Here is a 14930-nt window from a genome sequence, read left to right as displayed (position 1 = left end):
TTGATATTCGAGTACAACAAAAATAAAGACCCACCAATAGGTGGGTCTTTATCAACTAGGTAGATTAACCACCAAAGTCATCTAGCAAGATATTTTCATTCTCGACACCTAAGTCAAGCAACATCTGCACTACCGCCGAGTTCATCATTGGCGGCCCACACATGTAAAACTCACAATCTTCAGGTGCTGGGTGATCTTTCAAGTAGTTTTCATAAAGTACATTATGAATAAAGCCTTGATAACCTTCCCAGTTATCTTCTGGTTGAGGATCAGAAAGGGCAAGATGCCACTTAAAGTTCTCATTTTCGTCTTGAAGCATATCGTACTCGTCACCATAGAATGCTTCACGCAAACTACGAGCACCGTACCAGAATGACATTTTACGTGTTGATTTTAGGCGTTTAAGCTGGTCGAAGATATGAGAGCGCATTGGCGCCATACCCGCACCACCACCGATAAATACCATTTCAGCATCAGTATCTTTAGCGAAGAACTCACCAAAAGGACCGTATACTTTAATTGTATCACCTGGCTTAAGGCTAAATACGTAAGAAGACATTTGCCCTGGTGGCAATTCATCTTTACCAGGAGGCGGTGAAGCAATACGAATATTAAACTTAACCAAACCTTTCTCTTCTGGGTAGTTAGCCATAGAGTAAGCACGGATTACTGGCTCAGTTACTGTAGAAGTAAACTTCCACAAGTTAAACTTATCCCAATCACCACGATATTCTTCTTCAATATCAAAGTCTTTATAGTGCACAGTATGAGCAGGTGCTTCTAATTGCACATAACCACCGGCACGGAAGTCAACGTTCTCACCTTCAGGAAGCTTCAACGTCAACTCTTTGATGAAGGTTGCTAGGTTAGGGTTAGACTCAACAGTACAATCCCAAGCCTTAACACCAAAGACTTCTTCAGGTACTTCTACTTCCATGTCCTGCTTAACAGCAACCTGACAAGATAAGCGAAGACCCTCTTTTTCTTCACGACGAGTAAAGTGAGATGCTTCAGTCGCTAGCATTGAGCCGCCACCATCAAGAACCTTACATTTACACTGGGCACAAGTACCACCGCCACCACAAGCTGATGACAAGAATACGCCACTCTCAGCTAGTGTTTGCAGCAACTTACCACCTGCCGCTACTTTAATTTCTTTTTCGCCATTTAGTCGTATCGTGATGTCACCAGAACTCACTAATCGTGCGCGAGCTACCAAAATGATAGCTACTAACGCTAAAACGATTGCTGTGAACATCACCACACCTAGAATGATTTCTAAGTTCAGCATCTATTTAAACCTTATTCTTGGTTATTCTTGGCCAGCCGATTAAAGCTGAACACCCGAGAATGACATGAAGCCCAAACTCATTAGCCCTACAGTGATAAAAGTAATACCTAAACCACGAAGACCAACAGGTACGTCAGAGTATTTAAGCTTCTCACGAATCCCAGCTAACGCTGCAATTGCAAGAGCCCAACCAACACCAGCACCTACGCCATAGACAACACTTTCACCAAAGTTGTAGTCACGCTCTACCATGAACAATGATGCACCCATGATGGCACAGTTCACTGTAATCAAAGGTAGGAATACACCCAAGGCGTTATATAACGCAGGCATGTATTTATCGAGCAACATCTCGAGAATCTGTACCGCTGCAGCGATAACCCCGATATAACTCAATAGACCAAGGAAACTTAGATCAACACCAGGAAGACCAGCCCACTCAAGTGCCCCATCTGCTAACAAGTTAGTATAGATAAGGTTATTAAGAGGAACAGTGATTGCCAATACAACAACTACTGCGATACCAAGGCCGATGGCAGTTTCAACTTTTTTGGACAGAGCCAAGAAAGTACACATACCCAAGAAGAAGGCTAGTGCCATATTCTCAACAAAAACAGCCTTAATAAATAAGCTAATATAATGTTCCATTATAGAGCCTCCTGCGCTTTAGAATTGGCAACAATTTTGAAATCAGCCTCTTCAACTTGATCAGACTTCCAAGCGCGTAGCGCCCAAATAACCAAACCAATCACAAAGAAAGCACTAGGTGGTAGTAACATCAAGCCGTTTGGCTGATACCAACCGCCATTCTGTACTGTGGTAAAGATTTCTACACCAAATAGCTTACCTGCACCAAGTAGCTCACGAAAGAAAGCAACAATGATAAGCATGATACTGTAGCCAAGACCATTACCGATACCATCGATAAAGCTCATAACTGGGCCATTTTTCATAGCGTAAGCTTCAGCACGACCCATTACGATACAGTTTGTGATAATCAAACCAACAAATACAGAAAGCTGCTTAGAAATTTCATAAGCAAAAGCTTTCAATACCTGATCAACCACAATAACCAAAGATGCAATAATAATCATTTGTACAATGATACGAATGCTGCTTGGAATATTGCTTCGAATAATCGAGATAAACAGGTTGGAAAACGCTGTTACCATAGTTAAAGCAATCGCCATTACAAAGCTGACACTTAAACTACTTGTTACAGCCAAAGCAGAACAAATACCCAGAATCTGAAGTGCGATTGGGTTGTTGTTAAAAATTGGCGTAAATAAGACCTTTTTAACTTCAGACATAATTAAGCTCCTTCACCACGCAAGTTTGCTAAGAAAGGACCAAAGCCTTCGTTACCTAACCAGTAGTGAACTAGATTAGTTACACCACGACTTGTTAAGGTCGCACCAGATAAACCATCAACTTTGTACTTTGCATTAGGATCTGCTTTATCAACTGAACCTTTTGCCAAGCTCAACACAGCTTCACCTTGGTCATTGTAAACAGTTTTACCTTTCCAAAGCGCCTTCCAGTTAGGGTTATCAACTTCACCACCTAGCCCAGGAGTTTCAGCTTGGTCATAAAAACCAAAACCAACAACTGTTGAGAAGTCGTTCTCAAGCGCCATGAAACCATACATAGTTGACCATAGGCCGTAACCATGAACAGGCAAGATAACCTTATCAATAGCATCACCTTGCTTAACTAAGTAAACAGTTGCAAATTTTGCACGACGCTTGATGCTCGCAATATCCTGTTCTCCATTCAAAGAAACAGATAATGCAGGATCTTTCGCCGCCGCTTTCTGATCGTAACTTGCAACATCGATTCCAGCCGTTGCTAATTCACTTTCAGATGCGAATGCACCAGTATCAAAGTTAATAATACGAGTTTCGATTTGCTCAAAAGACGCATCAATAGACATAGCTGGATCAAGTAGCTCTGCCGCTGCAAGAATATTTTTCTTACGGTCCTGGTCTTTGTTATTTTGCTGAGTTGACTTCAGGCCAACTGCCGCAGCTGCAACAAATACTGAGCACACTAGGCACAAAGATAGCGCAACCAGAACTGTTTTTTTAGTACTGTCGTTACCACTAGACATTGCGTGCTTTCCTCCTGCTGATGTTAGCTTGGACGATGAAATGGTCGATAAATGGTGCAAACAAGTTTGCAAACAAGATCGCCAACATCATACCTTCTGGGTAGGCAGGGTTTACTACACGAATCAGTACAACCATTAGACCGATAAGCGCACCGTAGAACCATTTGCCTTTTTGAGTCATAGACGCAGACACAGGATCTGTTGCCATAAACATCATACCAAAAGCAAAACCACCTATTACTAAGTGCCAATACCAAGGAGTAGCAAACATTGGGGTTGAATCAGAACCGATTAGATTTAGCAAACTTGATGTTGCTATCATACCGACTAAGACACCCGCGACAATTTGCCAAGATGCTATGCGCATAATCAAGAGCGCACTACCACCAATCAAAATAGCAAGTGTCGATGTTTCACCCATAGAGCCTTGTACAAAGCCAAAGAAGGCATCAGACCATGCAATACCGTGTGCAGCTAGATTCTGGAAACCATCAGCAGCAACAACACTCAATGCAGTCGCACCAGAGAAACCGTCAACAGCAGTCCAAACAGCATCACCAGACATAGAAGCTGGATATGCGAAGAACAAGAATGCACGACCAGCAAGCGCAGGGTTCAGGAAGTTTTTACCTGTACCACCGAATACTTCTTTCGCTAACACAACACCAAACGTGATACCTAACGCCACTTGCCATAAAGGCACAGTTGCAGGTAGTGATAACGCAAAAAGAATAGATGTTACGAAGAAACCTTCGTTCACTTCGTGCTTACGAACAGCTGCAAACAAAACTTCCCAGAATCCACCAACCGCAAAGGCAACTAGGTAAATTGGTAAGAAGTGCATCGCACCATATATCATATTGTCCCAAAGGCTGCTGGCATCATAACCAGTCAAAGCGCCAATGATAGCATGCTGCCAACCATCACCACCTGTCACACCCATAGCGTCCATTGCAGTGTTTGCCTGGAAGCCAATGTTGTACATGCCAAAGAACATAGCAGGGAAGGTACACATCCACACTAAGATCATAATACGCTTCATATCAACCGCATCACGAACGTGTGAACCACCTTTCGTTACTGAGCCAGGACGATAGAAGATAGTATCCACTGCTTCATACAGGGCATACCATTTTTCGTATTTTCCACCTGAATGAAATTCAGGTTCCATTTTATCAAGTACTTTTCTAAGCCCCATGAATTAACCCTCTTTTTCGATCAAAGTCAGGCAATCCCTAAGGATCGGGCCATATTCAAATTTACCAGAACAACTATAAGTACAAAGCGACAAATCTTCTTCGTCTAGCTCTAAAGCACCTAGTAGTTGAGCCTGCTCCGTATCTTTTACCACTATGGATCTTAGCAACTGTGTTGGCAAAATATCCATTGGCATCAAACGCTCAAAGTGGCCAAGTGGCAACATTGTACGATCACTACCGTTAGTAGTACTGCTCATTGCAAAGCTCTCTTTGCCAGTCAATTTCGACCAGAAAACATTCAATACTGAGTGTTTTTCAACGCCGGCACGTAAGTAGTGCATCATTTGACGTTCACGGCCTTCAGAAATGACAACAACCTGATTGTGGTAGCGACCTAAGAAAGCATAAGGACCAAACGCTTTACGACCAGATAATACAGAGCCGGAAATGATACGATTATCACCTTCAAGCAATTCTCCAGAAGTTAAAGCATCAAGATTTGCACCTAATTGAGTGCGAAGCAAACGAGGCTTAGAAACTTGAGGACCTGCTAAAGAAATAACACGTTCAGCATCAAGTTCGCCTGTTACAAATAACTTACCGATTGCAACAACATCCTGATAGTTAACTGACCATACTGTTTTCTTATCACTTACTGGATCAAGAAAATGGATATGAGTACCAGCAAGACCCGCTGGATGAACACCAGCAAACTCTTGAACACTAACATCAGTAGTAGAAGGGATTTTAGTATCAGGTGCTTTACATACAAACACCTTACCTTGAGTAAGACGAGATAATACTGTCAATCCATCAGCAAAAGCTTCTGCTTTTTCAGCCAATACAACTTCTGCAGATGCTGACAATGGGTTGGTATCCATTGCAGTTACAAAAATTGAGCTTGGAGCTGCATTAACTTCAGGTACTTTAGAGAATGGACGCGTTCTAAATGCTGTCCAAAGACCTGAGTTAACAAGGTTATCAACGACTACTTGACGATCAAGAGATTTAAGTTCTGAACCAGAAAAAGAGGCAAACACTTCTTTCTCATCGCCTTCAACATTAATCACTACGGATTGAAGCACACGCTTATCACCACGATTAATCGCCGCAACGGTACCTGCTGCAGGTGAAGTATACTTTACACCTTCAGTCTTTTTATCTGTAAAGAGCAATTGCCCTTTTTTTACCTTATCTCCGACCGCAACTGCCATAGTAGGTTTCATACCATGGAAGTCAGGACCGATCACAGCAACGGAACTCGCTGCTGCAGCATTCTCAATCACTTGATTGGGAGCGCCACTAATCGGGAGATCTAGGCCCTTAGTAATTTTAAACATATGTTCTGCCCAACAAAAATTGAACACAAAAGCGCATTACGTGATATCTGTGACCCCCTCCGGGAAAACATTCACAATCCATCGACTGTTACTAAACCAGCCTTTTAACGTAAACTCACTTCACCAAAAAACCGACGCATTATAAAGATCATTATGCTAATTGACTACTGCTAGCTAGCGAGATCGGCCAATTGTTTAACGATTAAAGACATTCTTATAGTGAAAAACGACTCAAAATAGGCGCTTTCATCCTATCTCTAACTAAAATGACTATTTTCGTAACTCAGCATATATTTTTTTGTCATAGGTCATATTCACCTGACAAAATTACAATTTTCATAGATAACCTTAGCTAGATGGCGTTATCAAACTCTAGAATATATTTTCGTAAACTAAAGATTTTTGTCTTAATTTTTCATTCAAACCACCCACTCTTTATGTGTTTTATTTAAATTGAGCCATTTATCCCCTTCCACCAGTCAAAAATAACTTTCTGGAGCGAGTTATTCAGCACCAATCTCATTGCTCCCTTTTAATTAACTACGTACACTTGAACACCCTAGATCACTTCCAATTGACTCAAGCATTTCATAAGTAACAAGGAAATTTGTTTTAAAGATGTCGCTACTACCTTCGCTCGAGCTTACGTTACGTCCAGGCTATGAAAATTCACTTCATGCCGAGAATGGATCCACATTGGCGTTACAACTTTTAGAAATTTGCCAACAAATGTCCGGGCCTCTGGTCTTACTGCTTGATTCCGTTGCCAAGGTAAACCAGTTAGAAAGTGAACTAGCTTTCTTAAATAGTAAAAGAGTACCTGTATTAAGGTTTGCTGATTGGGAAACTCTGCCCTACGACGCATTCTCACCTCATCAAGATATTATTTCCTCACGACTTGAAACGCTTTCCCAGCTTGCAGACTTACGCCAAGCGATCGTATTGACAACACTTGCCTCTGCCAATTCGCGCTTATGTCCTAAATCTCATATAGATGCGCAACGTTTTGTCGTGAGTGAAGGACAAAACTTATCGTTAGAAAAGCTTGCATCACAATTAACAAGCGGCGGCTATTTAAATGTAGAGAGTGTGAGGGAGCATGGTGAATTTGCCATACGAGGTGCACTTATGGATGTTTTCCCTATGGGGGCAAACAATCCTATTCGTATTGACTGGTTTGACGACGAAATAGATTCCTTACGCTGGTTTGATGCAGAAACCCAAAGAAGTACAGAAAAACTATCCGCTCTTAAAATGCTACCTGCTCGTGAAATCCCAGCAAGCCAAGAAGGCTGCCAGACTTTTAGACAAAAGTGGCGTGAGCGCTTTAGCTCTAGTCCTTTGCAGACCCCGATATACCAAGACATATCCAATGGCATTATCCCAGCAGGCATTGAGTACTACCTACCTCTTTTCTTTAGCCAAACTAATAGTTTCTTCGACTATCTGCCAGCTAATAGCGCCATCATTCTTGATGACAAAATCTCAATTCAACTAGACTTTTTAGAAAGTGAGTTCAAGGCAAGGCATGAATCTTTAGGTTATAACATTGAGCGTCCAATCCTTGAGCCCCATGAGATCAATCTAAGAAAAGAAGAGTTTTTTCACCACCTAAAGCAGTTTGCTCAAATTAAAGTGAGCCAAGGTAAGCAGGAAGAGTTTGATTTATTACCAGATTTAATTCTTGAATCTAAAGCTAAGAACCCTATTCAGAAACTGGCTAACTTTCTTAGCACTCAAGGGCAGCGTACACTTATTGTGGCTGAAACAGCAGGCAGGAGGGAAGCGCTACTCGAATTGCTTAATGAATATAAAATAAAACCTGCTCCTTGTGATAACTGGCAATCATTTTTAGCCGCGAAAGACAGCCTACAAATTACGATAGGTACATTAGAAACAGGCTTTATTATTAATCAAAGCATTGCTGTTATTGCGGAACAACAAATTCTAGGCGAAAGGGTCTCTCAACATAGACGACAAAACAGCAGCGACGTAAACCAAGATGCCATTATTAGAAACCTAACCGAGCTGAGACTAAATGCTCCGGTTGTTCATATTGACCATGGTGTTGGCCGCTACCTTGGATTAACTAATCTAGAAATAGATGGACAAGAAACTGAACTATTAACCCTAGGTTACGCCAATGAGGCAAAACTCTACGTACCCGTTTCTTCTTTACAATTAATATCACGCTACACAGGCGCTGATGAAGACCACGCACCACTACACAAGCTAGGCACAGAAAAATGGAGCATAGCAAAACAAAAGGCGGCAGAAAAAGCCCGTGACACAGCGGCTGAACTACTTGAAATTTATGCTAAACGAGAGTCTCGCGAAGGGCACGCATTCAACAAACCAGATCAAGATTACGCCCTCTTCTCTCAAGGCTTTCCATTTGAAGAAACCCCAGACCAGCAACTAGCGATTAGTGCAGTTGTACAAGACATGGTCAGTAAAAAACCTATGGACAGACTTGTATGTGGCGATGTTGGTTTTGGTAAAACCGAAGTCGCTATGCGAGCCGCTTTCATGGCTGTACAGGGCGGAAAACAAGTTGCAGTACTTGTTCCCACTACGCTACTAGCTCAACAGCACTATGAAAATTTTTGCGATAGGTTCGCAGATTGGCCAATTGAAGTCGAACTCCTCTCCCGCTTTAGAAGTGGCAAACAATCAAGCGCAGCCATTGATAGATTAGAGCAAGGAAAAGCAGATATTGTGGTCGGCACCCACAAACTCATTCAAGGCGACATAAAGTATGCCAATCTAGGTTTGGTTATCATAGATGAGGAGCATAGATTTGGCGTTAAACAGAAAGATCAATTTAAAGCATTACGCTCTGAAGTTGATATTCTAACCTTAACAGCAACACCGATTCCAAGAACATTAAATATGTCTCTTTCTGGCATTCGAGATCTATCCATAATTGCCACACCTCCTGCTAAGCGTCTATCTGTAAACACTTTCGTTAAGCAAAAAGACAATCACACGGTGAAAGAGGCTATTTTACGTGAACTTCATCGTGGTGGTCAGGTCTATTTCCTACATAATGACGTGCAAACAATTGCCAAAGCTGCTGAGGAGCTAGCCGAACTCATCCCTGAAGGGCGCATTCTAATTGGCCATGGGCAAATGCGTGAAAGAGAACTTGAGCAAGTCATGTCTGACTTTTATCACAAAAGGGCAAACATACTTGTCTGCTCAACCATAATAGAAACAGGCATAGATATCCCTAACGCGAACACCATCATTATTAATAGAGCTGATAAGTTCGGCTTAGCACAATTACACCAATTAAGAGGACGCGTTGGCCGTTCTCATCATCAAGCTTATGCATATTTGCTAACCCCTGAAGATAGAAACATTACCAAAGATGCTGAGAAGCGATTAGAAGCCATACAACTAGCAGACACTCTTGGGGCAGGATTTACACTTGCCACCCATGATTTAGAAATACGCGGAACAGGCGAACTCCTTGGCGAAGGGCAAAGTGGACATATTGAACACGTTGGTTTTTCACTCTTCATGGAAATGCTTGATCGCGCTGTAAAATCACTTCAGCAAGGTGAAGCACCAGATGTCGACATCAGCACACCATCACAAACCGACATTAACTTGAGAGTGCCAGCCCTCATCCCTGATGACTATTTGGGAGATGTTCATAGCCGCCTCATTTTATACAAACGCATTGCAAGCGCATCAAGCGAAAAAGAGCTGAAAGACCTTCAAGTTGAGATGATAGATCGTTTTGGTTTACTTCCAAACCCGACCAAAAATTTATTTCAGCAAACTCAAATCAAGCTAAAAGCTGAGAAGCTAGGTATCACCAAAATTGAAGCAGGGCCACAAGAAGCCAAAATATCCTTCAAAGAAAAAACACCGATTGACCCAATGAAGTTAATCACCTTAATTCAAACCAAACCAGACACATATAAATTAGCTGGACCAACTGCACTCAAGGTCCAAGCAAAAATGCTCACTGCCGAGCAAAGGTTTGAAAACATCCACAAACTATTGGAATTATTGCATTAATGTTTATTAAGTCCTTATCTCTCTCAATACTAGGCTTATGCTTGGCTCAAATCGCCCTTGCTGCCGACGATGCAAGCGTTGACGAGCCAGAGAAATCAAACGCTAGAGCCTATAGAGCCCATCTATTAAGCTTTATTTGGTCTGACAAGATGAGCAGCGAGCAGGTTAATTATCAAAACATTTATCAGCTAGATAATATTCAGCGTTTCACCAATGAAGAAGACGCTATCCAAAGCGCAAGCATCATTGATTCAGTAGAACAGGAATTAGATGAAACTAGTGAACCAAATCCATTTTTACAATATCAAGCTAAGATGGGTAAAAGGGTCACCATTTTATCCAATCAAACTTGGCCCATGATTTTTGAAGAACAAGGCAGCGTAGTCTTCGAAGATTTTCATAGCAAGCAGCTTTTTGATGGATACCCTGAACTTGTGGGGAAAGTGCAAGTTAAGCTAGGTCGCTATTTAGAAACAAAAGTTCAATATCAACACTTTCTATTTGATAGCTTTACAGCGCCTGTAACTCAAACAAATCAGACTCAAAGCATAATTTTCGATGAACTTGATCCATTTGACCAAGTTGACCCTTTTAACCCAATACAACCCGAAGAAAAGATTATTAAGCTATACGAGCCAGCACTAGTACTCTCTTTCAACCTTGAAAGAAAAACTGCCAGTAAGAAATTGAATTACCTTGACCACCCAATCATTGGCAGTTTACTGTATTTCGAACCTATTTCAGTTGATGATGCAGAACATGAACTCATGCTCCAAGCATTAACAGAAGAGGAAATGGTGAGAGATGCAGAAGCAAGCATCAACCTTGAACCGCAAGAAAGTTTAGACAATCTACTAAACCAGTCAGAGCTTAATAATCCCCTAGAAAAAAACCAATAGATATTTCATTGGCTAGGACTTAAAACTCATCTAAACTCAAAATGAGTATTAACTATATTTAAAACAAACAAATAGACACTCATAAAGACAGGACGAAATTATGGCGAATATTGTTAAGTTGTTAGCAACACTTTGTGTTTTAGGTGTGTTTAGTTCAGTTCAAGCCCAAACATTAACCTTGGGCATAGTGCCTCAGCAGTCGGCTAAAAAGCTGGCTAGGCTCTGGACTCCCATATGTACGTATTTAAGTGAAAAAGTTGGCCACGAAATACGCTTCAGCACAGCAAATGACATCCCTACTTTTGAAAAACGCGTTCTTGAAGGCCAATACGATATTGCCTATATGAACCCATACCACTATACGGTATTTCATGAACGACCAGGGTATAACGCCATAGCCAAACAAAAAGATAAAAAAATCAAAGGTATTCTTGTTGTCCCTAAAGATAGCAATTTAACCAAGCTTGAAGAGCTTGATGGCAGCACACTTGCTTTTCCAGCGCCAGCGGCCTTTGCTGCTAGCGTTTTACCGAGAGCCAAAATGGCCCAAGATGGTATCAAGATCACCCCCAAATATGTCTCCTCTCACGACTCAGTTTACCTAACCGTTTCAAGAAGCATTTTTCCTGCAGGCGGTGGTGTTCAAAGAACTTTAAACAACACAGCCTCAGATGTTAGCAATAAACTAAAAGTGCTATGGACAACACCGGGTTACACACCTCATGCTATTGCAACTCACCCAGAATTAAGTGATAACATCAAAAACAAGCTCCAAAAAGCTCTAATTGAAATGAATACAGACCCTGAAGGCCAAGCATTACTGAAAAGCATTAATTTCAAAGGAATGGAGCTTGCCAAAGACAAAGATTGGGACGATGTTAGGGATTTAAATATCACCCTTTTAGAACACTTACTAAAATAAGAAGCTGGCCTTAAGTAGGAGACAAGCGTGTCATTAAGAGTTAAAACTATTTTTGGCGTTGCTCTAATTGAGGCCTTATTACTCATTTTACTCGTCAGCATGACGCTTAATTACCTGAAAACAACCAACTATTCCAGCTTAGCAAAACGTGCCACAACCACTGCAGAACTCTTTTCAACTACAACCAAAGATGCCATCTTATCTTATGATCTCGCATCACTTGAATCCTTTGTAAGTGAAGTTTTAAAAAATCCAGATCTAAGCTATGCCAGAGTGTTAGGGCCAAACGGTGAAATTTTTGCAAGTGGTGGAGACCCTAAAGGGCTTAATAAAACCTTTAAGGACGACAAGAATGTTGAAATGATAGATGACGGTATTTTCGACACACACTCTGTCATAGAAGAAGGTGGCGTTGTTTATGGCCAAGTAGAAATTGGTATAGATATTACTGGCATCCTAAATACAATTGAAGAAGCCGAACAGCGAAGTATTTTTATCGCTGGCATAGAAATGTTACTCGTTGCTCTCTTCTCATTTGCACTTGGCACCTATCTCACTAAGCAATTAAAAGTGCTTATGAAAGCCACAAAAAGCATTGCTGACGGCACACTAGATATTAATATTCCAGTTTCAGGCAAAGATGAGCTAGCAGCCGTTTCCAGCGCCTTCAACTTAATGGCTAAAAACCTACACGAAGCAAGTGAAAAACGAGATCTAATCGAAGCTGAATTAAAAGACTTCAACCAGAAACTAGAAGAAATTGTACAAAAGCGAACCAAGGTTATTATCGATAAAAACCAACAACTTGAAGCGGCTAATAAAAACATAAAAGATACTCAAACCAAGTTAATGCAATCCGAGAAAATGGCATCTGTAGGTTTACTCGCAGCTGGTGTGGCACATGAAATAAACAACCCAATGAGCTTTATCATTAGTAATGTCGATATTCTGGAAGAGTACTCTGAGCAGTTTCTATCACTCATAATGCTATACAAACAAATTTCACTTGATTCAACTAATAAGGAAGCACTGTTAAAACAAATTGAGGCGTTTGAAAATGAGATTGATCTAGACTTCATCGAACAGGATTTACCCAACCTTATTAAAGACACAAAAGAAGGCACAAGCAGAGTAAAAGAAATTGTTCAGGGTTTAAAAGATTTCTCCCATGCAGATCAAGAGAGCAGTCATAGCTATTCTGACCTTAATGATTGCATCAATAGCACATTAAAAGTGGCTAACAACGAGCTAAAATACCATTGCGATATACAAACAAACCTAGAAGAACTACCTAAAACTTACTGCGCTCCCGGCCAAATTAAACAAGTAATTTTGAATCTACTGATAAATGCAGGCCATGCCATTAAAGAAAAAGGCACAATTAAAATTAATAGCCAATATTCAAATGGCCAAATCACAGTCAGTATAAAAGATGATGGCTGCGGTATTCCAGAAGACAAAATAGATAAGCTATTTGACCCTTTCTATACAACTAAACCTCTTGGTAAAGGGACTGGCCTAGGCTTAGCCATCTCTTATGGGATAATCCAAGATCATAAAGGAAAAATTGACATAGAAAGCAAACAAGGAGTCGGCAGCACATTCACTATCTCTCTCCCTGTTATCAAAGAAAAGAGTCAGGTGCCTGATAACTCAGAAGCTTAGCAGACACTGATTAATTCAAACAGTAAACTCAAGGAAAGCTGCGATTAAGTCACCTTTTTTCAGTCTGCTCTTTTAAGGCACATAGGGAAAAGTATCACACAAGGCGTTATATTGAATTAATGGAGACACCTTTCGAGAAGTAACAACACAGGGTGTTACTTTTTCTGAAATGCCGTTTAGGAATTCTTTAAAGATCCGAAGGACGTGATCTAAAAGCCCTATCTTTATGCTGAGGACCTTATCAATAGAATAACTATTAAGTTGTAGCCCTCACCATAAATCTTAAGACTTTTATCCACCCGCTGAGGCAGGAAGACTTATGCGTAAGCCCCCTAGTTTAATAACCTTTGTATTGGCTAATTTTGCTAAACCACTTAACTGCCTTGGCCTCAAAAGCACCTAGAACAGATAAGCCTAGTTTTTCAGCCAGCTTTTTAGGCTCTTGATATTTAATAGACACCACATCACTAGACTCAAGCTGAGAAACCAAATAAGCATCACTAGTACTAACTTGATCGATTAGATTATTTTTCAGAGCTTGCGAACCATACCAAACATCACCTGTAGCAATTGCTTCAATATCAATCACAGGTCGTGCACTGGAAACAAACTCTTTAAATAGAACATGCGTATCTTCAAGGTCTTGCTTGAACTTAGCACGGCCTTCGTCTGTGTTTTCACCCAACATAGTTAAAGTACGCTTGTATTTACCCGCAGTATGAAGCTCAACATCAACGAGGCTTTTATCAAGTAAACGGTGGATATTAGGCACTTGAGCCACAACGCCAATTGAGCCCAAAATAGCAAAGGGAGCAGCGACAATTTTGTCAGCTACACAAGCCATCATATAACCACCACTCGCAGCGACCTTATCAACACAAATAGTCAAAGAAAGATTAGCATCTTTAATACGTTGTAATTGAGAAGCAGCTAAACCATAACCATGAACAACACCACCACCGCTTTCTAAACGAACCACCACCTCATCTTTAGGTGTCGCAATTGATAAGATTGCCGTAATTTCACGTCGTAAAGCTTGCGTCGCACTTGCCTGAATATCACCATCAAAATCAATTACGAATAACCGCTTTTTAGCATCCTCTGCTTTTACATCCTGCTTTTTAGATTTCTTATCCGCTTTGGCAGCTAACTTATCCTGCTTCTTCTTTTCTTTTTGCTGCTGTTTAAGCAACTTTTTATCAAGCAACTCATTCTCTAACTGAGACTTGGCTGCATCATAGCTGTCATTCAATTTCGTTACTTTCAGACCACCTGGCTTTTCTTTACTTTTACTTGCAAAGATACCAGCGAAAGTAAGCACTATGATCAATGCAACAGTCACCAGTTTTAGCAGGAAGCCTGCATATTCAATTAAAAATTCCAATTTTTCTCGCCTTTTTTGCCAATTTTCAAACAGATTTTAAGTAAAACTCTCTACCTAGGTATATAAGGTAAAATTTGTTAAAAACAAT

11 protein-coding genes are annotated in these 14930 nt (G+C 40.8%); 4 read left to right on the top strand and 7 right to left on the bottom strand.

Features of this window, described 5'->3' with window-relative positions:
* Window positions 1-64 precede the first annotated feature (64 nt).
* From nqrF to TW85_RS10040, 6 genes are read right to left on the bottom strand one after another with little or no spacing between them, the layout of a single operon-like run.
* Window positions 65-1291: an NADH:ubiquinone reductase (Na(+)-transporting) subunit F gene (gene nqrF, locus TW85_RS10065; RefSeq protein WP_046016983.1), complete on the bottom strand. Its 1227-nt coding sequence runs from the start codon at window positions 1289-1291 to the stop codon at window positions 65-67.
* A gap of 39 nt (window positions 1292-1330) precedes the next feature.
* Window positions 1331-1939, bottom strand: a complete 609-nt coding sequence (gene nqrE, locus TW85_RS10060) for an NADH:ubiquinone reductase (Na(+)-transporting) subunit E (protein ID WP_009833701.1) — start codon at window positions 1937-1939, stop codon at window positions 1331-1333.
* Window positions 1939-2601 carry an NADH:ubiquinone reductase (Na(+)-transporting) subunit D gene (locus TW85_RS10055; protein WP_009833700.1) on the bottom strand — a complete coding sequence of 221 codons (663 nt, stop codon included), beginning with the start codon at window positions 2599-2601 and terminating at the stop codon, window positions 1939-1941. Before TW85_RS10055 ends, nqrE begins: the two co-directional genes overlap by 1 nt.
* Before the next feature lie 2 nt (window positions 2602-2603).
* A complete protein-coding gene (locus tag TW85_RS10050) occupies window positions 2604-3401 on the bottom strand; it encodes a Na(+)-translocating NADH-quinone reductase subunit C (RefSeq protein ID WP_046016982.1) in 798 nt (265 codons plus the stop codon).
* Window positions 3394-4599, bottom strand: coding sequence for an NADH:ubiquinone reductase (Na(+)-transporting) subunit B (locus TW85_RS10045; RefSeq protein ID WP_046016981.1), 1206 nt, complete (start codon window positions 4597-4599; stop codon window positions 3394-3396). Before TW85_RS10045 ends, TW85_RS10050 begins: the two co-directional genes overlap by 8 nt.
* Window positions 4600-4602: 3 nt before the next feature.
* A complete protein-coding gene (locus TW85_RS10040; protein WP_046016980.1) occupies window positions 4603-5940 on the bottom strand; it encodes a Na(+)-translocating NADH-quinone reductase subunit A in 1338 nt (445 codons plus the stop codon).
* Window positions 5941-6558: 618 nt separating this feature from the next.
* Between TW85_RS10040 and mfd the strand changes: the two genes are divergently transcribed.
* The 4 genes from mfd (at window position 6559) to TW85_RS10020 (ending at window position 13458) form a co-directional block, all read left to right on the top strand.
* Window positions 6559-9972 (top strand): transcription-repair coupling factor, encoded by a 3414-nt coding sequence (gene mfd / locus TW85_RS10035; protein WP_046016979.1) that lies wholly within the window; start codon window positions 6559-6561, stop codon window positions 9970-9972.
* Complete coding sequence (locus tag TW85_RS10030) at window positions 9972-10871, top strand: hypothetical protein (protein ID WP_052702071.1); 900 nt, start codon at window positions 9972-9974, stop codon at window positions 10869-10871. Before mfd ends, TW85_RS10030 begins: the two co-directional genes overlap by 1 nt.
* Before the next feature lie 100 nt (window positions 10872-10971).
* A complete protein-coding gene (locus TW85_RS10025) occupies window positions 10972-11793 on the top strand; it encodes a phosphate/phosphite/phosphonate ABC transporter substrate-binding protein (protein ID WP_046016978.1) in 822 nt (273 codons plus the stop codon).
* A gap of 27 nt (window positions 11794-11820) precedes the next feature.
* The gene (locus TW85_RS10020) at window positions 11821-13458 is read left to right on the top strand and encodes an ATP-binding protein (RefSeq protein WP_046016977.1); all 1638 of its coding nucleotides are present in this window, start codon (window positions 11821-11823) and stop codon (window positions 13456-13458) included.
* 337 nt (window positions 13459-13795) lie between these two features.
* Here the strand turns inward: TW85_RS10020 and sohB are convergent, their stop codons facing one another.
* Window positions 13796-14842, bottom strand: coding sequence for a protease SohB (gene sohB, locus TW85_RS10015; protein WP_046016976.1), 1047 nt, complete (start codon window positions 14840-14842; stop codon window positions 13796-13798).
* Window positions 14843-14930: the final 88 nt, after the last annotated feature.

The organism is Marinomonas sp. S3726 (assembly GCF_000967665.1).
Classification (GTDB): Bacteria; Pseudomonadota; Gammaproteobacteria; order Pseudomonadales; family Marinomonadaceae; genus Marinomonas.
The sequence above is the reverse complement of the archived record's forward strand: the minus strand, read 5'-3'. Positions and strand labels throughout refer to the sequence as shown.